This window comes from Williamsia sp. Leaf354, from assembly GCF_001424365.1.
Taxonomy (GTDB): Bacteria; Actinomycetota; Actinomycetes; order Mycobacteriales; family Mycobacteriaceae; genus Williamsia_A.
In genome coordinates, this window is record NZ_LMPL01000004.1 from 276623 (window position 1) to 299330 (window position 22708).

The window sequence follows — 22708 nt, forward strand, 5'->3', positions numbered from 1 at the left end:
GTTCGCTCAGCTCAGCGCGTTCTCCACGTCGCCGAGGAGGTCGGCGATGTCCTCGATGCCCACCGACAGGCGGACGAGGTTGGCGGGGACCTCGAGCAGGGAGCCCTCGGTGGAGGCGTGCGTCATGGCCGCCGGGTGCTCGATCAACGACTCGATGCCGCCCAGCGACTCGGCGAGTGTGAACACCTCGGTGCGGGCGCAGAACTCCTGTGCCGCCGGGGCTCCGCCCGCGACGAGCACCGAGATCATGCCGCCGAAGCGCTTCATCTGCCGCGCCGCGACGGCGTGGTTCGGATGCGACTCGAGGCCCGGGTAGAGCACCTTCTCGATCTTGGGATGCGACTGCAGGTACTCGACGATCTTCTCGGCGTTGTCGCTGTGCCGGTCCATACGCACCGCGAGGGTCTTGATGCCACGCATCGTCAGATAGGCGTCGAACGGCCCGGGGACCGCGCCGGCACCGTTCTGCAGGAACGCCAGATCGGTGTCGAGCTGCTCGTCGTCGGTGACCAGTGCGCCACCGACGACGTCGGAATGCCCGCCGAGGTACTTCGTCGTCGAGTGCAGCACCACGTCGGCCCCGAGCGTCAACGGCTGCTGCAGATACGGCGAGGCGAAGGTGTTGTCGACGACCAGCTTGGCGCCGGCGGAGTGCGCGACACCCGAGAGTGCCTCGATGTCACCGATGTTGAGCAGCGGGTTGGTGGGCGTCTCGACCCACACCAGCTTGGTCGCCGGGGTGATGGCCGCGCGCACCGCGTCGATGTCGGAGACCGGGGCGACCGAGTAGGTGATCCCCCACTGGGTGAACACCTTGTCGATCAGCCGGAACGTACCGCCGTAGGCGTCGTTCGGGATCACCAGGTGGTCACCGGGACGCAGCGTGGCGCGCAACAGCGCGTCGGTCGCCGCCATACCGGAGGCGAAACCTCGCCCGTACGAACCGCTCTCGATCGCCGCCAGATTTCCCTCGAGGGCCGCTCGGGTGGGGTTGCCGGTGCGCGCGTACTCGAATCCGCCGCGCATCCCGCCGACGCCGTCCTGGGCGAAGGTGGAACTGGCGTAGATCGGGGGGTTGACCGCACCGGTCAGCGGGTCGGGTTCGTACCCGGCGTGGATCGCCTTGGTACCGAAACCCTGCCACCGACTCGCGTCGACACGGCTGCGCTGTTCACTCATGACGATGCTCCGATCCGGGGTGAGGAGCTGACGAACGCCAGCAGGTCGTGACGGGTGATGACGCCGATCGGCTTGCCGTCCTCGACGACCATCAGCGCATCGCACTCGCTGAGCGCCTTGGTCGCTGCCGACACCGGCTCGCCGGACCCGATGAGCGGGAACGGTTCGCCCATGAACGACGACACCGGATCCGCCAGGCTCGCGCGACCCTCGAACACCGCGCTGAGCAGTTCACGTTCGGTGACCGCACCGGCGACCTCGCCGGCCATGATCGGCGGCTCGGCGCCGACGACCGGCATCTGTGAGACCTCGAACTCGCGGAGGATCTCGATGGCGTCGCGCAGGGTCTCCGCCGGGTGGGTGTGCACGAAGTCGGGCAGGGCGCCGGACTTGCCGCGCAGCACGTCGCCGACCGACGGGTCGCCCTTGTCCTTGCCGTCGAGCGGGGTGCGCAGGAACCCGTAGCTGCTCATCCACCGGTCGTTGAAGATCTTCGCCATGTAGCCGCGACCGCCGTCGGGCAGCAGGACCACGACGATCGCGTCGGGGCCCTCCCGCTCGGCCACCTTGAGTGCCGCGACCATCGCCATGCCGCAGGAACCGCCGACCAGCAGGCCCTCCTCGCGGGCGAGACGTCGGGTCATGTCGAACGAGTCGGCGTCGGAGACGGCGATGATCTCGTCGGGGATCGACGGGTCGTAGGCACTGGGCCAGAAGTCCTCACCGACGCCCTCGACGAGGTAGGGGCGACCGGTGCCACCGGAGTAGACCGAACCCTCCGGGTCGGCGCCGATGATCTTGACGCGACCGTCGGACACCTCCTTGAGGTAGCGGCCGGTGCCGGTGATGGTGCCGCCGGTGCCGACGCCCGCGACGAAGTGGGTGATCTTTCCCTCGGTGTCGGCCCAGATCTCGGGACCGGTGGTCTCGTAGTGACTCTGCGGGCCGGCGGGGTTGGAGTACTGGTTCGGCTTCCACGCACCGTCGATCTCGCGGACCAGCCGGTCGGAGACGCTGTAGTAGCTGTCGGGGTTGTCGGGGGCGACCGCGGTGGGGCACACGACGACCTCGGCTCCGTAGGCCTTGAGCACGTTGCGCTTGTCCTCACCGACCTTGTCGGGGCACACGAACACGCAGTGGTACCCGCGTTGCTGGGCGACGAGGGCGAGGCCGACACCGGTGTTGCCCGACGTGGGCTCCACGATCGTGCCACCGGGCTTGAGTTCCCCGGACGCCTCGGCGGCGTCGACCATCTTGACCGCGATGCGGTCCTTGGACGATCCACCGGGGTTGAGGTACTCCACCTTGGCCGCCACCAGCCCCGATCCGGGGCTGACGACCGAGTTCACCTTGACCAGCGGGGTGCCGCCGACCAGGTCGACGACGTGATTGGCGATGCGCATGCGTCCATCGTTCCAGACCCGCGCGGGAGGCGTCGCAGGCGATGCCCTCCACCCGGCGAGCCCTCGGCCTCCGCGCCGGTTCGACCGGTCCGGGCCGATACTCTGAACCCATGCCTGCAACCCGGCGGCGAGTGGTCCGCGATGTCACCGCGACGGTGGCGGCGACGGCGGGGAGTGCCGGCGCCGGGTGGGCGGTCTATTCGTTCCTCACCGGTCAGGCCCGCACCGCACGCGAGGTGATCCCCCACCGCACCGACAACGCCCCCAACGGTGACGGCCTCTATCTCCCCGACGGATCCGGTCCCGAACGCATCACCCCGCGCAGCGAGTTCGACCTGCACCTGATGGTGTTCGGCGACTCGACCGCCGCCGGGCTCGGTGCCGACGTCGCCGACGAGACGCCCGGGGTGGCGCTCACCCGCATGCTGTGTCGCGAGAGCGGACTCACCGTGCGGTTGAGCACGAAGGCGATCGTCGGTGCCACCTCGCGCGGGTTGTCCGGACAGGTCGACGCGATGCTCATCGCCGGCGCCCCGCCCGACGTCGCGGTGATCCTCGTCGGCGCCAACGACATCACCGCCCGCAACCGTCCCGGTCCCGCGGCGCGGCGGCTCGGGTCGGCAGTACGGCGCCTGCGGGAGGTCGACGCGCACGTCATCGTGGGCACGTGCCCCGATCTCGGGGCCGTCACCGCGATCCCCCAGCCACTGCGATCGGTGCTGCGGCAGTGGGGGTTCCGGCTCGCCGCCGCACAGGAGCACGAGGTGCGCGCCGCCGGCGGACGCCCGGTCCCCCTGGCCGACCTGTTGGCCAAGGAGTTCCTCGCCGCCCCCGAGCGGATGTTCTCCGCCGACAACTACCACCCGTCGGCGGCGGGGTATCTGCTCGCCGCGCAGACGATGCTCCCCGAGGTGCTCGCCGCGATCGGCGAATGGGGCGCAGGACCTCTGCCGGACCCGCCCGAGGTCTCGGAGTTCGCCGAGAACAACCGGCTGGTGGTGCGTGTGCGCCGGCGCCTCGGATGGCCGGTCAGACTGCGCCGCAGGCGGGCCGAGGTCGCATTGGCCGAGCGTTAGGTCGGTCGCTCGACGGTGATGGCGTAACGTCCGATTCGCCCACGCATCACCCACGAACTCCTGAGGAGCCTCGTCATGCCCGAAGCCGTCATCGTCTCCACTGCGCGCTCGCCCATCGGCCGAGCCGGCAAGGGCTCGTTGAAGGACCTCCGCCCCGATGAGCTGGCCCGCCAGATGGTGCAGGTCGCCCTCGACAAGGTGCCCGCCCTCGACCGCGCCGACATCGAGGACATCCACCTCGGCATCGGTCAGCCGGGCGGACAGGGCGGCTTCAACATCGCCCGTGTCGTCGCCGTGGAGCTCGGCCTCGATCACGTCCCCGGCGTGACCGTCAACCGCTACTGCTCGTCGTCGCTGCAGACCACCCGCATGGCGTTGCACGCCATCAAGGCCGGCGAGGGCGATGTCTTCATCTCCGGCGGCGTCGAGAGCGTCTCGAGTTTCGCCGTGGGCAGCGCCGACGGCTGGCCCGACAGCAAGAACCCGCTGTTCGACGAGGCGATGGCCCGTACCGACAAGGCCGCGCAGGGCGGTGCCCCGACGTGGACCGATCCGCGCGGCTCGGGCCTCATCCCCGACGTCTACATCCCGATGGGCCAGACCGCCGAGAACGTCGCCGCCATGACCGGCATCTCGCGTGAGGACCAGGACCGCTGGGGTGTGCTCAGCCAGAACCGCGCCGAGGAGGCCATCAAGTCCGGCTTCTTCGAGCGCGAGATCGATCCGGTGACCCTGCCCGACGGCACCGTGGTCTCCACCGACGACGGTCCGCGCGCCGGCACCACCTACGAGAAGGTGTCGCAGCTCAAGCCGGTGTTCCGTCCCGACGGCACCATCACCGCCGGCAACGCGTGTCCGCTCAACGATGGCGCCGCGGCGCTGGTCATCATGAGCGACACCAAGGCCAAGGAGCTCGGCCTCACCCCGCTGGCGCGCGTGGTCGCGACCGCGGCGACCGGCCTGTCGCCGGAGATCATGGGTCTCGGCCCGATCGAGGCGATCCGCAAGGTGCTCAAGAACACCGGGATGTCGATCTCCGACATCGACCTCGTCGAGATCAACGAGGCGTTCGCCGTCCAGGTGCTCGGTTCGGCCGCCGAGCTCGGCATCGACCACGACAAGCTGAACGTGTCCGGCGGTGCGATCGCCCTCGGCCACCCGTTCGGCATGACCGGTGCGCGGATCACCACCACGCTGCTCAACAACCTCACCACCCACGACAAGACCTTCGGCATCGAGTCGATGTGTGTCGGCGGCGGTCAGGGAATGGCGATGGTGCTCGAGCGCCTCAGCTGAGCGCACCCCTCCCGCAACGCAGAGAACCCCGCACCCCCTTCGAGGAGGTGCGGGGTTCTCTGTGTCGTCGGGTGACTAGTCGGAGTTGAAGTAGCTGAGCAGTCGCAGGATCTCGACGTACAGCCACACCAGGGTGACCGTGAGGCCGAGGGCGATGCCCCAGGCTGCCTTCTCCGGTGCGCCGGCGCGGATGAGGCGGTCGGCGGAGTCGAAGTCGACGAGGAAGCTGAACGCCGCCAGGCCGATGCAGACCAGCGAGAAGATGATGGCCAGCGGGCCACCGTCGTAGAGGCCCAGGCCCGAGCCGCCGTTGAAGAACCCGACGACCAGGTTGCCGAGGATGAGGACGATGACGCCCATCATCGCGGCGAACAGCATGCGGGTGAAGCGCGGGGTGACGCGGATGGCGCCCGTCTTGTAGACGACGAGCATGCCCGCGAAGACACCGAACGTGCCGAGGACGGCCTGCCCGATGAGCACTCCGGCGGAGATGCCGCTGACCGCGTAGTTGGCGAACACGAACGAGATCGCGCCGACGAACAGACCCTCGAGCACCGCGTAGGAGAGCACGATGGCCGGGTTGTCCTGCTTGCGCCCGAAGGTCGCGACGAGGACGAGCGCGAGGCCGCCGAGTGCGCCGATCAGCAGCAGCGGCATCGCCAGGCCCTCGTTCTGGTGCACGAGGAAGTAGGAGATGATCGCGGACACGATCAGGACGCCGAGGGTGCTGGCGGTCTTGGTGACGACGTCGTCGATGGTCAGTGAACGGGAGCCGACCGGCTGCCCGGGGCGGGCGTAGGGGTCGACCTGCTGGGGCTGACCGGCCTGGCCGAACATGGCTCCCTGGCCGGCACCGGCCATCCCGGTCCCGAACCCGGCATAGCCACCCGCCTTCTGGTTGTCGCGGAGGACACCCCGCATCACCGGATTGCTACTTTCTCGCACCGTCTGGTCCCTTCGATTCGTCTGTGATCTTCTCGCCCGTGACCTACTGGTCGAGCGATTACCCGTTCAACGACCGAGGTCGTCGGTGAGTTCCGGCTCGACTTTACTTCCTCTTGACCTTTGTCGCAGAAACCCGTGGCGACGACACCCGCGTCCGCGCGCCCCGGGCGACGGGCGGGCGGGCCGGGGACCTGGTGATGCCCCCGCGACGCGGTGTCGAGTCCTCGGACTCCCCCGCCGGGCGCGGCGGAGCGGGGAGGCCGGGTTCGGCGAGTCCGAAGCGGTCGTGCAGTCGACGCAGGGGTGCCGGCGCCCACCAGTTGGCCCGCCCTGCGAGCTTCATGATGGCCGGCAGCAGCAGCATGCGGACGAGTGTCGCGTCGACGAGGACAGCGATCATCAGGCCGAGCCCGAACATGCGCATGAACGACACCTGCGACGCGACGATGCCCGCGAACACGATCGCCATCAGCACCGCCGCCGCGGTGACGACGCGGCCGGTGCGGGCGAGTCCGTAGGCGACCGCGGTCTCACTGTCGACCCGGGTGGCGCGGCCGGTGCGCAGCCACTCCTCCCGTATCCGCGACAGCAGGAACACCTCGTAGTCCATCGACAGTCCGAAGGCGATGCAGAACATCACCACCGGCATCGTCGCCGCGAGGGTCCCGGTGACCGTCGTCCCGAGCCCGCCGAGGTGACCGTCCTGGAAGATCCACACCATCGCCCCGAAGGTCGCGCTCAGGGAGAGCACGTTGAGCACCAGCGCCTTGAGCGGCAGCAGGATCGAGCCGGTCAGCATGAACAGCAGCAACACGGTGGTGATCGCGATGACCCCGAGCACCAGGGGCAGACGGTCGGTGATCGCAGCGACGTTGTCGACGTTCTGTTGCGCGAGTCCGGTGAACAGCACGGGGGTGTCGGCGGGGCGCGGCACCGCGCGCAACGCGTCGAGTTGTCGTGTCCCGGCCGAGGAGAACGGATCGAGCGCGGTGGAGATGGTGACGAACTGCCCGGCCGAGCCGCTCGCCCCCGGGTCGCCGCTGCCCTCCTTGCGGTTGTCGACGTAGGAGGCGGCAGCCGTGGTCACCGACTCGACATCGGCGACCTGTGACAGTTGCGCGGCGTAGGTCTCGATCGCCGTGTTCGCCGCGGCATCGGTTCCCACCCGAGGCAGCACGGCGGTCACCGTCCAGGACGCGTTGGTCTGGAACGCCGTCCGCAGCTGCTGGCCCACCTGGTAGGTCGACGCCGACGACGGCAACACGCGCTCGTCCGGGAAGCCGAGCTTGATACCGAGGAAAGGGGCACCGAGCAGCAGAAGGAACGCGGTGATCACGACTCCGGTCACGAGCGGGCGACCGAACACGACGTGGGTGGCGCGGTAGAAGATCGAGGTCTCGGGCGTACCCGGTGTCGGCGGCGGCCTGCGGAACAGTCGACGCAGGGGGCGGCGGACGTCGCCGGCGTCGACGCGGTCACCGAGCACGGTGAGGATGGCCGGGGTGAGGACGAGGGCGGCGATCGCGGCGAGCGGGATCACCCCGAGACCGGCGTAGGCGAACGAGCGCAGGAAGTACATGGGGAAGATCGCCATCGCCGAGAGCGCCAGGGCGACGGTGACCGCGGAGAAGATCACCGTGCGACCGGCGGTCATCATGGTGCGCAGCAGGGCCTGTGGGCGGTCGAACCCGTTGCCGATCTCCTCTCGATATCGGGTGATGATCAGCAGGGTGTAGTCGATCGCGAGCGCGAGACCCAGTGCGGTGGCCATGTTGAGCGCGAACACCGAGACGTCGGTGAACGAGGTCAGCACCCGCAGGATCGCGGCGGTGCCGATGATGGACACGATGCCGATCGCGATCGGGATGGCCGCGGCGACGAGCCCACCGAACACGAAGACGAGCAGCGCGAAGCTGATGGGGATGGCGATCGCCTCGGCGATGGCGAGATCGCGGGACGTCTGGTCGTTCACCTGGCGGTAGGCCAGCGCCTCGCCGCCCACGGTCACGGTGATGCCCGAGGTGTCGCGGAAGCGGTCGGCGATCTCCTGGGCGTGGCGGGCGCCGTCACGTTCACCGCCCAGCACCGAGAACACGATCAGGCCGGTGCGGCCGTCGGTGCTCCTCAGTGATGCACCGAAGTCGGGGTTCTGCCACAGAGACACGATCGGTTGCTGCACAAAGGAATCGGTGGACAGCGATTTCGTGATGTCACCGGCGAGGTTGGTGGCGGTGGCGTCCGAGCCGATGTCGCCCTCGGCCGGCATCCGCAGGGCGATGACCACCTGGAGTCCGCCGCGACCGAACGCCGACTCGAGCATCTGGTCGGCCCGCGCCGATTCCGACGACGGGTCGCTGTAACCGCCCGCCGACAGGTGGGATGCGACGCCGATGCCCAGCACGCCGCACACGGCCACGAAGACGACGGCGACCGCGAGCACGACACGGGGTGCGGCGGTCACCCGACGGGTCGAACGGGCGAGCACGCTGATGGCCTCCGGCTACGGGATCGACGCTGTGGTCAATCGGTGGGATTCGTCAACGTAGCAGCCGAGGCTGAGAACGCCGTCGGGCGCGAGTCAGCGACGACCGACGCCGTCGCGGGTGAGGTGATAGCCGCGTTCGAAGGCCAGCATCCGGTCGTGCTCGACGTCGTAATAGCAGCGTCGCAGCAGGGAGTCCCGCAGTTCCGGGGCCACGATGCGGCTGAGGCGGAACAGCCGCGGCATCAACGGCGCCGGGATGTCGGCGATGAGCCGGTCGAGCGCTGCCCCGTACATCGGAGCCATCCGCAGGTAGTCGGGGCGGAACTCCTTGTAATGACGCGTGTCCCGGTAGTGGACGTCGTACACCTCCGCCAGCGCGCGGTGCATGTCCTCGTTCATGTGGGCCTGCGCCGCACTCACCACGCCGCCGGCCATGTACCGGAATCGACGACCGTCACCGATCTCGTCGCACGCACCCCACGCCGCCCGCCAGCGCGGCGGCACCGGACCGTCGGTGCGATAGCTGTGGAGAACCGAGACGTGCCGACGATGGATCGCCGCCAGGAGGCGCAGCACCCACTCGGGTTCTGCGAAGACCTCGGCGTCGACCAGGCGCAGCAGTTCCTCGGTGGTCAGCTCGACCATCCGGGCGAACCAGTACTTGGGGTCACCCTCGGCGGCGAGTTCGGCGGCGAGGTGCCTCTGATGTTCCAGTTGTCGCCCCGCCTCGGGACGCAGAAGCATCGCCGTGGAGCGACGCGGACGTCGTCGCGACGCGGGGCGGCCGCGATCGGATGTCGCCGGCAGCAGCTTCGACTGGGCCGACAACCCGGCGAGGGAGCGTTCGAGTCCTCGTCGCACCCCCGGTTCCGCCAGGGCGCCGAACTTGGAGACGAAGTCGACGTCGACGGTGTAGCGGACCGCGCACCCGCCGTCCTTGGGATCGATGTCGATGCGGCAGTGGTAGTTACGCAGAACAGCCGGGCTCTTGTACACGACGTAGTCGAATCGGCGCGGCTCGTCGGCCACGGTGACCACCTCGTGCACCGTGTTCCACACCGGGGTGCCGAGGTTCACCTCGCGCATGGCGCCCGGCCGATCCATACGGCCGTCCTCGCCGGGATCCTCGACCGTGGTCAGCACCGGCGACCAGGTGTTCTTCTGCGTCGGGTCGGTCAGCAGCTTCCACGCCTGCTCCGCGGAGCAGTCGAGATCGGTGGCCATGTCGATGCGCGTCATGAGGTGTCAGCGTTCCAACTGTTCGTCTGTACGAGGGGTGGGGAGAATGGTGTCGCTCTCGACGATCGAAGTCAAGATGTGTCGGAACCCCGCGGCCGACCGCTCACGAACGAATCCACCCTGACACAAACGCCCCCGGCCCGTCGACCGTTTCCCGGCGTTCGGTGTAGGTCACAAGCAACTGTCCGACCTGTCGCGATTCCCGCTGTGAGTCGATGAGATGCTGTGTGTCAGACGACAGGTGGTTACCCACAGCAACGGCCCCTATAGCCCAATTGGCAGAGGCAGCGGACTTAAAATCCGCCCAGTGTCGGTTCGAGTCCGACTGGGGGCACCAGATCGCACCTCTGTCGACGGCCGAATGACCGGCGGACCGCTCAACTAGTGTCTTCCTCAAGGTGCAGTTGCCGATCCGAAGTCGGCGGGAGTCGACGAGGGGTCATGCCACACGATTGGGCCGTGGTCGGGCGCGAGGGTGAGATCTCCGCGGCCCGTGAGGTACTCGACCGGTCCGACGTCGGCGGGGTCGTCTTGTCCGGCGCTGCAGGTGTGGGGAAATCGTGCCTCGCCCGAGAGATAGCGCGGCGAGCCGGCGCCGACGGGTGGATCGTGCGTACCGTCTCCGCGACCAGCACCAGTCAGGCCGTTCCACTCGGCGCGTTCGCCCGATGGACCGACGACCGCGCTGGTGCACCCGCGGCGCTGGTACGTCGCATCGGTGACGCCGTGGTCGCCGCGACCGAGGTGCATCGACTCCTGATGCTGGTCGACGACGCACACCTGCTCGACGGTCTGTCGGCATTGGTGGTCGAGCACCTCGTCGATTCCGGGGTGACGGTGGTGCTGACGGTTCGCTCCGGCGAACATGTCCCGGCGGCGATCACCGCACTGTGGAAAGAACGGCGGATCATTCGGCGCGACGTCGACGTCCTGTCGTCAACGGCCATCGATGCGGCGCTCGAATCGGCCTTCGGTGCGTCGCCGGACCGCCACTGCGGCAGGCGATTCTGGGAATTGACGCAGGGCAACATGCTCTACGTGCGGCAGCTAGCCGATCAGGAAGCCGACGCGGGGAACCTGCGCGTCACCGACGGTGCGCTGCGGTGGGAGGGGTCCTTCGATGTGCGCGGTTCGTTGACCGAGCTCGTCGAGGCGCACATCGGGACCCTGGACGACTCCGTTCGCGACGTCGTCGATCTGGTGGCCGTCTCCGAGCCCGTCGATCTGCACACGGTGACCTCGCTCGTCGAGCAGGCCGCGCTGGAGCAGGCCGAGCAGCGCGGACTGATCCGGATCGCCGACGGACAGGTATTCGCCGGCCACCCGTTGTTCGCCGAGATCCGCAGCGCACGATCCGGATCGGTGAAGCTACGGCGACTGCGAGGCCGGATCGCCCTCACCATGGGCGAGAGCCGCGGGGCGGCGACACTGGTGAAACGCGGCCTCCTCTGGGTCGACTCCGATCTCGCCCCGGACAGAGAAGTCCTGCTGGCAGCCGCCACCGCGGCGAACTCCCTGCTCGACTACGACATCGCGGAAAGACTGTTCGCCGCAGCGGCCGCGGCAGGCGGCGGCGACGGCGCCTACGTCTCCCGGGCGTTGTCGCTGTTCATGATGGGTGAAGGAGAATCAGCCGACACGGTGCTCGCGGATGCCCCGTCGGCGGGCGACGTCGGGACGGGGTTCATCAACGACGTCGTGATGCGCGCTTCCAACGCTCTGTGGAGTCTGCGGTCACCCGACGACGCGACGCGGATCGTCGACGAGGCACTGACCACAGAGACCGGCGAACGACGTCATCAGGTGCGCGTGTTCCGGGCAGCCCAGTACGCACTGGCCGGGCGCGCCCCCTGGGTCCTCGACACCCTGAGTGAGGTGGACACGACGCTGCTCGATCCCTTCGGCCGAGCGATGGCAGGTCTCTCCGAATGCATGGCGTACAGCGAGATCGGACAGCTCGACCGCGTTGCCTCGGCGGCCGGCCGGGCATCACACGCCATCGCCGCCTCGGCGCAGGGCTCACACCTACGCGGTCCGGTCACCGAGATCTACACATCCGGACTCGCGATGTCGGGCCACATCGCCGAAGCCGTCGAGGTGGCGATCCGGTTCCACCACAGCCAGTACAGTCGCCACGCAGCGTTACAGCCTGTGGGAGAACAGATCCTGGGTATGGCGCACTACGCCGCCGGCGATCTGACGGCGGCCCTGCGCCATCTTCCCGACCGCTTCGACCCAGTCGACTGGGCCGATCGTGGCTTCCTCACGGCCAACAGCTTCGCCCGATTCCACCTGCTGCGCGCACAGGCGCTCGCGCGTATCGGTCAGGTCGACGGCGCGGCGGAGGCCGTCGAGACCGCCCGAGCCCTGCGCCACCCCGCCTACCACTACTACGACTCGTCAGAACTGATGGCCGAGGCGTGGGTTGCGGCTGTCGACGCGCGCGTCGACGACGCGCGGACATTGACGGTGCAGGCCGCTGCCGTGGCACGCGAACTCGATCAGCCGGTCCGCGAGGTCTGTTGCCTACAGGTGGCCGCCCAGTTCGACGATGTGACGGCCACAGGGCGATTGCACGTGCTCGCCGACAGGCTGGCGACGCCACGGGCGATCACAGCCGCCCGTTATGCCGGCGCGGTCGCCGCCGACGACGCCACCGAACTGCTCGCCGCATCCGAGGACCTCGAGGCGATGGGTGACCGTCTGGCGGCCGCCGATGCCGCGGCTCAGTCCTCCATCTCGCACCGACGCGGGGGACGAGACGCAGACGCCGCGAGTGCGGCTGTGCGAGCGCGGCGACTCGCTGCATCGTGCGGTGGCGCCATCAGCCCGGCACTGGCGAGAATCACCGCCGTGAACAAGCCTCCGTTGACCCGCACCGAGCAGGAGATCGTCGCCCTCGTCGCACGCGACATGTCCAATCGACACATCGCGGAGTCGATGTCGCTGTCCGTCCGCACCGTCGAGAGCCACATCTACCGGGCCGCACGAAAAGCCGGGGTCACCGGGCGCGCAGGGCTCCGCAGCCTGGTGGAGAACGACTAGCTCGATCTCCGCGAACGTACGCGTAACCGGTTGTGCCGCAGTGGGGACGGTGGCCAGACCGCACCGCAGGTGGTGCCACCGCCACGACGGACAAGTATGGGATCTACAACTCCTTTGCTCAGAGAAAAACACCGCTCTCGCGCATGCCGGAGGCGTCCGACTACGGCACGGCGTGCCGTCACTACTGCATTCGATGCGCTGGACTACTGCATTGTCGCCACCCGGCCCGTGATCGAGTCGAGGATCGCTCGTCGTCGGTTACGTTCACGCAGTTACGCGTTACCCGGACCTGCGGTGCAGCTCGTCCCGCCGGAGGGTGCGCATTCTGCAAGGGGAATTCGTGGCCGGCAAGCACAGCAAGAATCGTAGGAACAAGCAGGCGCGCAGCCGTGCGGATCACCGAGCAGCACCCGCCCCGAACTGGTTGAGCGCCGGCGCCGTCACCGTCGGCGTGGGCGCCGCCCTCATGGTCGGTGCCGGTATCGCACAGGCCGATACCACCTCCGTCGACGGTGGTTCGGCCACCACGCCGTCGACCGGCGGATCGCCCGTCGACAAGGTCCCGTCCACGTCCGACACCTCGGGCGCCACCGGCGCACCCGCCACGACTCCGCCCACGCAGGATTCTTCGACAGATTCGGGCACCCCGCCGACCACCGGCGAGACCATCACGCCGTCGACTCCGGCCGGTACGCCTTCCGCGCCCTCGAATGCCCCGTCGACACCGGGCACCGGCGGCACCACGTCGACCGCGACTCCGCGAACCGAGACCACGTCCGGCACAGACACCGGCGCCCCGACCCCCACCCCGATCGTCACCGAGACGACCCCGGCGAGCGCACCACGGCCGATCCCCCAGGCGCCGACACCGACGCCTCCCCCCAGCGCCACGCGGGCGCCGGCAGCGTTACGGGCAAGCAACCAGCCGTCGGTGCTGTTCTCCGCGCCCGCGGGCCCCACCCTCTCGCGGTCGATCTACACCTACGGGATCGGGCCGGCGTTGGTCGCACCTGCCCTGGCTGAGCCCGAATCGGCAACCGCACCCGGCGATCTGGGCGCGCTCGTGGGATACATCGTCTCGCTGTTCATCAGCAACGGCACCGCCGCACGCCCCAACGCCGGACTACTGATCGGAACCGGGTACAGCTTCACCGACGCCACGTGCGCCGTGAACACCCGGTGCACGGGCGGCAACGGCGGCCTGCTCCTCGGTATCGGCGGCAACGGTTTCCGCGGCGGCGACGGCGGTGGCGTCGGGTTCATCGGAAACGGTGGCGCCGGCGGAGCGGGCGAAGCCGGCGTCAACAATGGCGCAGGCGGTCGAGGCGGCAACGCCGGCCTGCTCCTCGGAACCGGCGGCATCGGCGGCGCAGGCGCCGCAGGAACACGAGGATCGAACGGCGTCAACGATTCTGCTGCCGGCGCCTCGGGCACCAGCGGTGCCGCCGGTGGCACAGGCGGTGCGGGCGGCGCAGGGGGCAACGGCGGCCTGTTGCTCGGCGACGGCGGCGCAGGCGGTGCCGGCGGCGCGGGTGCCGACGGAGGCGACGCGGGCAACGGCGTCGACGGCGACTCGGCGACGATCGGAGGCGGGGCGGGACGCAACGGCGGCAACGGCGGCAACGGCGGCGACGGCGGCGCGGCCGGCGTGGGAGGCGCAGGCGGTGCCGGCGGCGGTTCCATCCTCGGGGTCGCGGGCGCCGACGGCCGCGGCGGGAACGCCGGAACCGGTGGCAACGCGGGGTCTGCCGGTTCCGGTGGTAGCGGCGCGGCTGGGGACACGACCAGCCCGAACGGTGGCGCAGGCGGCAACGGCGGCAACACCGGCACCGCGGGTGCGGCCGCGCTCGGAGGGGCCGGCGGCGGACGCCACGCGGCCACCCTGGCCGGCACCGACGGCTCGGCGGGAGCGCCCGTCACGGGCGGGGGCGACGGCGGAAACGGCGGCGCCGGGTACAGCCCCGTCACCCTGGGCTCGACCCCGGGCACAGGCGGTCGCGGCGGCAACGGCGGCAATCGCGGCAACGGTGGCGCGGGCGGAAACGGTGGCAACGGCACCGCCGGAACCGACGGCGCCGCGGGCGAATTGCTGGATCGCCTCGCGGGCAACGGCACCGCGGGAGTCACCGGTGGGGCCGGCGGCGCCGGCGGACTCGGCGGATCGATCTCCGGTGACGGCGGAGACGGCGGCACCGGTGGACGTGGCGGCCGAGGCGGCAACGGCGGCGCGGGTGCGACCGGACTGGATGCGACCGCCTTCGGCGCCGACGGCACGAACGGCCAGGACGGCGGAGACGGTGGCGCCGGTGGGACGGGTGGCGCGGGTGGCGCCGCAGGCGGCATCGCCACCGGCGGAACGGGTTCCACGGGCAGCAACGGTGACGGCGGGGCCGGCGGCGCGGGCGGTGACGCCGGCACACCGGGCAACGGCGGCGCAGGGGCCAACTCGTACTTCTTCGATCTCGCCGGAGGGAACGGTGGCAATGGCGGCAACCCCGGGAGCGCCGGCGTGGGCGGTGTGGGCGGAGCGGCCGGCGGTGTCAGTGACGGCGTGGCCGGCGCCACCGGGGCCGGCGGTGCAGTGGTCACGACCGGAGGCAACGGTGGTCGCGGCGGCGACGGCGCATCTGGCGTCCTGCTCGGGACGGACGGGAAGAACGGCGGCAACGGCGGCAACGGAGGCGCGGTCGGCGACGGTGGCGCGGGCGGCAACGGCGGCAACGGCCAGGTCGGCGCCAACGGCACGAGCGCGGCGAGCGGCACGGGCGGGAACGGCACGAACGGGATCGCCGGCGGCAGCGGCGGGGCGGGCGGCGCAGGCGGCCTCGGCGGATCCGTCTCCGGCAACGGCGGGACCGGCGGCGTCGGAGGTGCCGGCGCGGCAGGCGGCAACGGCGGCTGGGGTGGCAACGGCGAGTCGGGCGGACCGTTCGAGAGCGGTCAGAAGGGCGGCGACGCCGCGCTCGGCGGGCGCGGCGGTGCAGGTGGCGCGGGCGGTGCAGGCGGCGCGGCACAGGGTTCGGGTGATGGCGGCCGGGGTGGCAACGCCGGCGCCGGTGCAGTCGGCGGAATCGGCGGCAATGGTGGTGCGGGCGGTCAGAACGGCTCGCAACCGCTCCCCGAGGGCAACCCGATCGGTTCCAATCCCAAGGCAGGCCCCGCCGGCGCCGGCGGCGGCGGCGGACGGGGAGGTTCCGGAGGGACCGGCGGTGTCGGAGGAACGGCACTCGGGTCCGGATCCGGCGGTTCCGGTGGCCTCGGCGGTGCGGCCGGAGCGGGCGCAGCAGGCGGTGTCGGAGGAGTCGGTGGCGCCGACTTCGGCGTCTACGACACCAACGGCGGCTACGGCGGCAAGGGCGGTGCCGCCGGCGCAGGCGGTGACGCCGGACGAGGCGGGACCGGCGGCATGACCATGGGCGCCGGCACCGGCGGGACGGGTGGCGCAGGTGGTTCCGGTGCCTCGGGCGGTGTCGGTGGCGCCGGCGGGACCGGAGGACGCAGCAGCGAATCGTCAGGGTCGGGCGCCGACGGCGGTGCCGGCGGCGCAGGCTCGATGGGTGGTGCGGGCGGCGCCGGCGGCGCAGCCCTCGGCACCGGCTTCGGCGGTGCCGGTGGGATCGGCGGACTGGCCGGCACCGGCGGGCGCGGCGGCGACGGGGCACACGGCGCACCGCACTACAGTTCCGCCGGCTTCGGGACCGGCCAGGGCGGTGACGGTGGCGTCGGTGGCGCTGGTGGTCAGGGCGGCACGGGTGGCACCGGAGGTTCCGCGGTCGTCGGCCCCGCGGGTACGGGCGGCGCCGGCGGCAACGGCAACTTCGGAGGTACCGCGGGCAACGGCGGCAACGGCGGTACCGGCGGGTACGGCGGGCTGTTCGGCACGTCGTCGGGCACCGGCGGCGAGGGCGGCGACGGCGGGACCGGCGGCGCCGGTGGGCAGGGAGGATTCGGCGGGGTCGGCGGATCCTCCGAATTCGGCCCCGGTGGTCGCGGCGGCAAGGGCGGCAACGGTTCGAGCAGCGGCAACGGTGGTGCTGCCGGTCTGGGAGGCCACGGCCACGTCTTCGCCCTCGACCCAGGTCGCGCCAAAGACGGGCCATCCGGGGTGAAGGGGACGGTCGGCGCCACCGGTGAGCTCGGGTTCGGCGGTGCGGGCGGAGGGGGAACACCCCCGGGACCGGACGGCGCCGACGGCGCCATCGGCTTCTCCCGGAGATGACCGCCGCTTTCCCTCCATCGACCTCGACCCGGCAGGCCATACATTTCATCTCCGGCCTGCCGCGGTCGGGATCGACCCTGTTGTCGGCGCTGCTGCGTCAGAACCGTCGCTTCGAGGCCGGGATGTCGGGACCGCTGGCGGGTCTGTTCAACGCGCTGCTCGGTCAGATGAGCGCCCGCAACGAGTACTCGGTCTTCATCGACGACGCGCGACGAGAACGGATGCTACGAGGCCTGTTCGACAGCTTCTACGCCGACACCGACGCCGAGGTCGTCTTCGACACCAACCGGGCGTGGTGCGCGTCGATGCCGGCGATCGCGCACCTGTTCCCCGACGCCAAGGTCATCGCCTGCGTCCGGGACCTCCCGTGGGTGATCGACAGCATCGAACGGCTGGTGCAGCGCAACGTGTTCAGCCCGTCCTCCATCTTCGACTACAGCGCGGGCGGGACGGTGTACACCCGCGCCAACGCCGTGGCCGCGCAGGACGGAATGGTCGGTGGTCCTTTCGACGCCTTGAAGCAGGCGTGTTTCGGAGCACAGCGGGACCGTCTGATGCTGGTCCGCTACGAATCGCTGACGACCGATCCCGCCGCAACCCTGGGAGCGATCTACGACTTCATCGACGAGAGGCCGTTCGATCACCACTTCGACGGCATCGACTACGACGTCACCGAATTCGACCGTCGTGCAGGGACTCCCGGACTGCACACCGTCGGCCGCACGGTGACACCGTCCACCCGCGACACCCTGCTGCCACCAGATCTGTTCGCGCGTTTCGCCGACGACGCGTTCTGGCGTCACGCGGACCGGGTTCCCGAGGAGCTTCGCATCGTGTGACGCACCTGCGATGATCACGCGATGCAGATGAAGCTCGAACTCGTGATCGTCCCGGTGTCCGATGTGGACCGGGCCAAGGCGTTCTACGTCGACACCCTGGGCTTCACCCTCGACGTCGACGTGACGCCGTTCGACGGCGCACGGGTGGTGCAGGTGACGCCCCCCGGGTCGGCGTGCTCGCTGGGCTTCGGCTCGGGCCTGGGCGCCTACGACGAGATGGCGCCCGGATCGGTGAAGGCGCTGCACCTCGTGGTGGCCGACATCGACGCCGCGCGAGCCGAACTCGCCGACAGGGGCCTCGAGATCGGGGAGGTGAACGACGTCGGCGGCGGTGTGCGGTACGCCGGTTTCGCCGATCCCGACGGCAATTCGCTGACCCTGCAGGAGATGGCCTGGCGCACCGGCGACGCCTTCTGACGGGGCACGACCTTGCGCTATGGTGAATAGCATAATAGCGTGGGGCCATGACCACCACCGCCCTGTCGTTGTCGAGTCCGCTCACCCTGCCGTGCGGACAGGTGTTGCCGAACCGCATCATGAAATCGGCACTGAGCGAGGGCCTCGGCACCGACGACCACTCCCCCGACGTCCGCCTCGAACGTCTCTACGCACGCTGGGGTTCGGGCGGCTACGGCCTGCTCGTGACCGGCAACGTCATGGTCGACCGCCGCTTCCTCGGCGAACCCGGCAACGTCGTGATCGAGGACGACCGCGATGCCGATGCGCTCACCCGATGGGCCAAGACCGCGAAGGACGGCGGCTCGCCGATCTGGATGCAGCTCAATCATCCCGGACGCCAGGGCAATCCGATCACCACCGACGGCCGGACGGTCGCGCCGTCGGCGGTGGGTGTCACCATCCCGGGCATCCCGGCTCCACGGGAGCTCACCGATGCCGAGATCCACGACATCATCGAGCGCTTCGCCACCGCCGCGACCGTCGCCGAGGAGTGCGGTTTCGACGGCGTCCAGATCCACGCCGCCCACGGCTATCTCGTGTCGCAGTTCCTCTCCCCTCTGTCGAACCTGCGCACCGATGCGTGGGGTGGCGACATCGACCACCGGGCGCGGTTCCTGCTCGAGGTGGTCCGCGCGGTCCGCGCTGCGGTGGCTCCCGGTTTCGCGGTCGCGGTGAAGCTCAACTCCGCGGATTTCCAGCGCGGCGGGTTCACCGAGGACGAATCCCGTGCGGTGGTCGAGATGCTTTCGCGCGAGTCGATCGACCTCATCGAGATCAGCGGCGGGAGCTACGAATCCCCCGCGATGATGGGCAAGCCGAGCACCGCCTCGGCGAGCACACGCGCCCGCGAGGCCTACTTCCTCGACTACGCCGCGACGGTTCGCGCGGCCGCGCCGTCCACGCCGATCGCCGTCACCGGCGGATTCCGCAGCGAGACAGCGATGTCGGAGGCCATCGGCTCCGGCGACTGCGATGTCGTCGGCCTCGGCCGACCGACCGCGGTGGTCCCCGCCGCCGCCCACCGCGTCATCTCAGGACGCACGCCGGTGCTCGACTCCGCCGACCTGTCCCTCCGGCTGCCGAGCCGACTGCGGACCTCGCCGAGCGTGAAATCGATCGAGGGTGCACTCGACCTGCAGTGGCACACCGATCAACTACACGCCTTGGGCGCAGACCGCGAGCCGGATCCGCAACGGCCACTGCGCAAGACAGCGGTCACCACCGTCAAGCGCAACGGCATCGACGCCTTTCGCAGCAAGCGGGCCGTCACGGCAGGGTCGGCACAGCAGTCCGCGGTGCGCAAGTTCCGCCGAGAACGCCTGATCGGACGCTACGTCGCGAACCCGGCCGTCCTGACGCTGCGCAAGCTGGGCGTCCGCACCCATCTCGCGACCGAACTCGAGACCACCGGCCGAACAACCGGACTCGTTCGCAGGGTGCCGGTCGCCGCCGCCTTCGACGACACCGGCGCGTGGGTGATCAGCCAGCACGGGCGACGGTCGGGATGGGGGCGCAACATCGAGTCCGACCCGTCGGTGCAGATCATGCAGGGATCCACCTGGCGGATGGGTCAGGCGACATTCCGACCCGATGACGACGTCGTCGCGCGCACGCGAACCTTCTCGAGCAATCCGGTCCTCGCGTCGCTCAATGCGGCCGGATTCCGGGCGCTGCAAAGCGATCCGATCTCGGTGCGCATCACCTTCACCGACTGACGCGCCGCGAACATCACCGGTCCTGCGACGGCTCCGAATGCGGGTACTCGCGCAGGTACTTGGTCCGGCGCAGGCGGGCGATGTGCTCCTGCAGGGTGCGATCGCCACGGGCCCGGGCGCCGGCGCGCAGCGAATAGACCGCGACGCCGTACAGCACAACCCACAAAACAAGTGCGATCGGCGCGAGCACCGCGTGCTGCGTCGCGATGCCGGCGATCCCGAGAGCAAGGCCCGCCGATCCCAGCATGAAGGCGATCCAGACCACCGCTCCCCACCGTGAAGCCTTCGTCAGGCGGGCGCGACGCCCTCGAGCGTCATCATCGGATCCAGAACCAGCGGTTCTCGTTGCTCGGGAAGCCATGGTTCCTCCTCGGGTGTCGAAGTGCGTGACCGGCGAACCACATGGCCGCCAGTACTGAACATAGCGTCCAACTTCTCACCCGACTCCGCTATTCCACTCCCATGCCGCGATCCGCTGACACCGCTCACTCGAATCCGTGGATCACCGCAGCCATGTCGTCCTTGCCGTGACCGGCCTCCGACGCCGCCGCGAAACGCGCCCCGATCGCCCGCATGACCTCGGAGTTCATCTCGTTGCCGTCCATCGCGTCGGCGATGAGACCGGCGTCCTTCTGCGCCCCGTCGAGCCCGAAGGAAGCCTCGAGTTCGCCGGTGATCATCGCCTCACCTTTGAGTTGTGCGTAACCACAGTCGAGGGGTCCACCCTTGATGGATCCGAGGAACTGGCGCGGATCGAGATCGAGGTGCTGGGCGAGACCGACCGCCTGCGCGGTCGCCGTCGTCACCGACAACACCCACGAGTTGGCGACGAGCTTGAGCCGGTGGCCGTCCCCGGGTTCGGTGCCCACCCACACGGTCTTGGCGCCGATCGCGTCGAACACGGGTTTCACCGTGTCGCGGATGTCCTCCGGTCCGCCGGCGAGCACGGTCAGAGCCCCGGCCTCCGCGGGCTTGCGGGTCCCCAGGACGGGCGCGTCCACGAACGTCACATCGTGTTCCTCGGCGAGTGCGGCGAGGCGGCGCGTGCCGTCGAGCCCGACGGTAGACGTCTGCACCCACGGGACGCCCTCGCCGAACGACGGGAGCACCTGCTCGGCGACCTCGGCGACCGAGTCCGCGTCGAAGAGCATCGTGACCACGATGTCGGCGTCGCGCACGGCCGATTCGGGGTCGTCGGCGACACGCGCCCCGACGTCGGCCAGCGGCGCGGCCTTCTCGGGGCTACGGTTCCACACCACCACGTCGAGTCCGTGCCGGAGCATGCTGCGGGCCATTCCCGCCCCCATCAAGCCTGTGCCGAGCAAAGCAACTGTGGTCATGCGCGTCCCCTCATCGTGTGTCGAACTGCCGTGTGTCGTCGTGTGATGAGTCGAGGGTGCGGTGACATCTGCACGCGTCGATCCATGACACCTGTCACTGGTTGGTCGTGCCCGTGGAAGCAACGGTGGAGACCATGACAAGCATCCTCCGTTCGCCGTTCCGCAGCCCCGCCGTGGGCCTGTACTTCCTGGCCCCGTTGATCGCCGAGTTCTTTCTCGGTGACTTCCCCATCGTCATGCTCCCACTGCTGATCCCTTTGAGCCTCTGGTACGGCGGAGGCGCTCTCCTCATCCGCGAGGTCGCCCGACGTCGCGGGCTCGGCTGGCGGTCCATCCTGTTGATGGGTCTGGCCTTCGCCATCGTCGAGGAGGGCCTGCTCACCATGTCACTGTTCAACCCCGACTACGCCGATCAACGTCTGCTCGACCGCGGCCACGTCGCGATGCTGGGGATCGGGATCCCGTGGACGATCTTCGTCCTCGCGCTCCATGTCGGGTGGAGCGTCGCGACACCGATCGCTCTCATGGAGACCGCCCAACCGGGTCGACGCACCGAACCGTGGTTGAGCAGGCCGGCGCTGCGTGCCGTCGTCGGGATCACCGTGGTCGGCGCGGCCGTCGTGTTCGGCACCAACTACCCGGCCTACGGGCACTTCATCGCCTCGGCGCCGCAGTTGATCGTCTCCGCCGCGATCGCTGCGCTCCTCGTCACGATCGCCCTGCGGACGCCCGGTTCGGCCCGCGTCGACACCGGACAGGCGCCGCGAGCAGGCATGGTGTTCGCCACGACGATGCTGTGCGCGGGGGCTTTCCATCTCGGTATGCACGCACCGACCACAGCCGCGGTCATCGTCATGACCGCGTCGATCGCCGCCCTCCTCACCGCGCTCGCCGCCTGGTCACGCCGCCCGGGATGGGATCAGACGCACGTGTTCGCGGTCGCCGCGGGAATGCTGCTCACGTACTCGTGGCGCGCATTCACGGCCGGTTACGGTTCGGGCACAGCCGATCTCGTGCTGTCGCTGGTGAGCTACACCGTCTACGCCCTCGCCGCGGTCGCGATCCTCACGGTGTGCCGCAGGCGGATGTCGGGTGTTCCCGGAAACGTTCAGCTCTCGGTGTGATCCGCATCGTCGGCGACGGCATCGGTGGGCTTGTCGTCGACCGGCAGGGGCCGCGCCACCGCCCACACGGCGAACAGGGCGGCCACCGCGACCATGATGAGGCCCACCCACAGGTTCGCCCGGGTACCGGCCTCGAGATCGACGGTGTTGGCGTCACCGGGTTGATGCGACTGCACCCCGAGGACGTCGGGGATGATCCCGGCGACGACCAGCACGATGCCGTAGATGCCGATCAACAACGCGATGATCATGCGGATATCGAACAGTCGGGCGAGGATTCGCATCTTCCGGCTGGTGCTCGGATGGGGTTGCGTGGTGATCATGATGTGCTCCTGCGTGATGTC

16 protein-coding genes and 1 tRNA gene are annotated in these 22708 nt (G+C 69.8%); 9 read left to right on the forward strand and 8 right to left on the reverse strand.

Annotation, left to right across the window (positions count from 1 at the left end):
- Nucleotides 1–6 precede the first annotated feature (6 nt).
- Both ASG12_RS15790 and ASG12_RS15795 read right to left on the reverse strand, forming a co-directional pair.
- On the reverse strand, nt 7–1179 hold the full coding sequence (locus ASG12_RS15790) for a cystathionine gamma-synthase (protein WP_055791586.1): 1173 nt from the start codon (nt 1177–1179) through the stop codon (nt 7–9).
- Nucleotides 1176–2582, reverse strand: coding sequence for a cystathionine beta-synthase (locus ASG12_RS15795; protein WP_055791589.1), 1407 nt, complete (start codon nt 2580–2582; stop codon nt 1176–1178). The genes ASG12_RS15790 and ASG12_RS15795 overlap by 4 nt, the downstream gene beginning before the upstream one ends.
- A 110-nt stretch (nt 2583–2692) precedes the next feature.
- Here ASG12_RS15795 and ASG12_RS15800 point away from each other — a divergent pair, with 110 nt between their 5' ends.
- Nucleotides 2693–3658: an SGNH/GDSL hydrolase family protein gene (locus tag ASG12_RS15800; protein ID WP_055791592.1), complete on the forward strand. Its 966-nt coding sequence runs from the start codon at nt 2693–2695 to the stop codon at nt 3656–3658.
- Between the two features lie 75 nt (nt 3659–3733).
- Nucleotides 3734–4954: an acetyl-CoA C-acetyltransferase gene (locus tag ASG12_RS15805; RefSeq protein WP_055791595.1), complete on the forward strand. Its 1221-nt coding sequence runs from the start codon at nt 3734–3736 to the stop codon at nt 4952–4954.
- Between the two features lie 75 nt (nt 4955–5029).
- On the opposite strand, the gene ASG12_RS15810 is transcribed toward ASG12_RS15805, so the two are convergent.
- The 3 genes from ASG12_RS15810 to ASG12_RS15820 form a co-directional block, all read right to left on the reverse strand.
- The gene (locus ASG12_RS15810) at nt 5030–5899 is read right to left on the reverse strand and encodes a Bax inhibitor-1/YccA family protein (protein WP_055791598.1); all 870 of its coding nucleotides are present in this window, start codon (nt 5897–5899) and stop codon (nt 5030–5032) included.
- Nucleotides 5900–6002: 103 nt separating this feature from the next.
- Complete coding sequence (locus ASG12_RS15815) at nt 6003–8384, reverse strand: MMPL family transporter (protein ID WP_082502059.1); 2382 nt, start codon at nt 8382–8384, stop codon at nt 6003–6005.
- A gap of 93 nt (nt 8385–8477) precedes the next feature.
- Nucleotides 8478–9623 carry an SRPBCC family protein gene (locus tag ASG12_RS15820; RefSeq protein WP_055791602.1) on the reverse strand — a complete coding sequence of 382 codons (1146 nt, stop codon included), beginning with the start codon at nt 9621–9623 and terminating at the stop codon, nt 8478–8480.
- A 260-nt stretch (nt 9624–9883) separates the two neighbouring features.
- On the opposite strand from ASG12_RS15820, the gene ASG12_RS15825 reads away from it, so the two are divergent.
- From ASG12_RS15825 to ASG12_RS15850, 6 genes are all read left to right on the forward strand, one after another.
- Nucleotides 9884–9960 (forward strand) — tRNA-Leu (locus ASG12_RS15825).
- A 104-nt stretch (nt 9961–10064) separates the two neighbouring features.
- Complete coding sequence (locus ASG12_RS15830; RefSeq protein ID WP_082502060.1) at nt 10065–12668, forward strand: helix-turn-helix transcriptional regulator; 2604 nt, start codon at nt 10065–10067, stop codon at nt 12666–12668.
- Between the two features lie 340 nt (nt 12669–13008).
- Complete coding sequence (locus ASG12_RS22265; RefSeq protein ID WP_055791605.1) at nt 13009–16887, forward strand: hypothetical protein; 3879 nt, start codon at nt 13009–13011, stop codon at nt 16885–16887.
- Nucleotides 16884–17726, forward strand: coding sequence for a sulfotransferase family protein (locus ASG12_RS15840; RefSeq protein ID WP_055791609.1), 843 nt, complete (start codon nt 16884–16886; stop codon nt 17724–17726). The genes ASG12_RS22265 and ASG12_RS15840 overlap by 4 nt, the downstream gene beginning before the upstream one ends.
- Before the next feature lie 21 nt (nt 17727–17747).
- Nucleotides 17748–18143: a VOC family protein gene (locus ASG12_RS15845; protein WP_045822030.1), complete on the forward strand. Its 396-nt coding sequence runs from the start codon at nt 17748–17750 to the stop codon at nt 18141–18143.
- Between the two features lie 47 nt (nt 18144–18190).
- The gene (locus tag ASG12_RS15850) at nt 18191–19900 is read left to right on the forward strand and encodes a nitroreductase/quinone reductase family protein (RefSeq protein ID WP_055791612.1); all 1710 of its coding nucleotides are present in this window, start codon (nt 18191–18193) and stop codon (nt 19898–19900) included.
- Between the two features lie 13 nt (nt 19901–19913).
- Here ASG12_RS15850 and ASG12_RS15855 read toward each other — a convergent pair whose 3' ends face one another.
- A complete protein-coding gene (locus tag ASG12_RS15855) occupies nt 19914–20165 on the reverse strand; it encodes a hypothetical protein (RefSeq protein ID WP_055791615.1) in 252 nt (83 codons plus the stop codon).
- A 220-nt stretch (nt 20166–20385) separates the two neighbouring features.
- The gene (locus ASG12_RS15860; RefSeq protein ID WP_055791618.1) at nt 20386–21240 is read right to left on the reverse strand and encodes an NAD(P)-dependent oxidoreductase; all 855 of its coding nucleotides are present in this window, start codon (nt 21238–21240) and stop codon (nt 20386–20388) included.
- A gap of 134 nt (nt 21241–21374) precedes the next feature.
- Between ASG12_RS15860 and ASG12_RS15865 the strand changes: the two genes are divergently transcribed.
- Nucleotides 21375–22364: a hypothetical protein gene (locus tag ASG12_RS15865; protein WP_156378139.1), complete on the forward strand. Its 990-nt coding sequence runs from the start codon at nt 21375–21377 to the stop codon at nt 22362–22364.
- On the opposite strand, the gene ASG12_RS15870 is transcribed toward ASG12_RS15865, so the two are convergent.
- A complete protein-coding gene (locus ASG12_RS15870; RefSeq protein ID WP_055791625.1) occupies nt 22349–22687 on the reverse strand; it encodes a hypothetical protein in 339 nt (112 codons plus the stop codon). The genes ASG12_RS15865 and ASG12_RS15870 overlap by 16 nt on opposite strands.
- Between the last annotated feature and the right edge of the window lie 21 nt (nt 22688–22708).

Bases quoted from the DNA above. Each gene is read 5' to 3' on its own strand.
- ASG12_RS15790 (WP_055791586.1), bottom strand. From the start codon at position 1,179: ATGAGTGAACAGCGCAGCCGTGTCGACGCGAGTCGGTGGCAGGGTTTC.
- ASG12_RS15795 (WP_055791589.1), bottom strand. From the start codon at position 2,582: ATGCGCATCGCCAATCACGTCGTCGACCTGGTCGGCGGCACCCCGCTG.
- ASG12_RS15800 (WP_055791592.1), top strand. From the start codon at position 2,693: ATGCCTGCAACCCGGCGGCGAGTGGTCCGCGATGTCACCGCGACGGTG.
- ASG12_RS15805 (WP_055791595.1), top strand. From the start codon at position 3,734: ATGCCCGAAGCCGTCATCGTCTCCACTGCGCGCTCGCCCATCGGCCGA.
- ASG12_RS15820 (WP_055791602.1), bottom strand. From the start codon at position 9,623: ATGACGCGCATCGACATGGCCACCGATCTCGACTGCTCCGCGGAGCAG.
- ASG12_RS15830 (WP_082502060.1), top strand. From the start codon at position 10,065: ATGCCACACGATTGGGCCGTGGTCGGGCGCGAGGGTGAGATCTCCGCG.
- ASG12_RS15840 (WP_055791609.1), top strand. From the start codon at position 16,884: ATGACCGCCGCTTTCCCTCCATCGACCTCGACCCGGCAGGCCATACAT.
- ASG12_RS15845 (WP_045822030.1), top strand. From the start codon at position 17,748: ATGCAGATGAAGCTCGAACTCGTGATCGTCCCGGTGTCCGATGTGGAC.
- ASG12_RS15850 (WP_055791612.1), top strand. From the start codon at position 18,191: ATGACCACCACCGCCCTGTCGTTGTCGAGTCCGCTCACCCTGCCGTGC.
- ASG12_RS15860 (WP_055791618.1), bottom strand. From the start codon at position 21,240: ATGACCACAGTTGCTTTGCTCGGCACAGGCTTGATGGGGGCGGGAATG.
- ASG12_RS15865 (WP_156378139.1), top strand. From the start codon at position 21,375: ATGACAAGCATCCTCCGTTCGCCGTTCCGCAGCCCCGCCGTGGGCCTG.
- ASG12_RS15870 (WP_055791625.1), bottom strand. From the start codon at position 22,687: ATGATCACCACGCAACCCCATCCGAGCACCAGCCGGAAGATGCGAATC.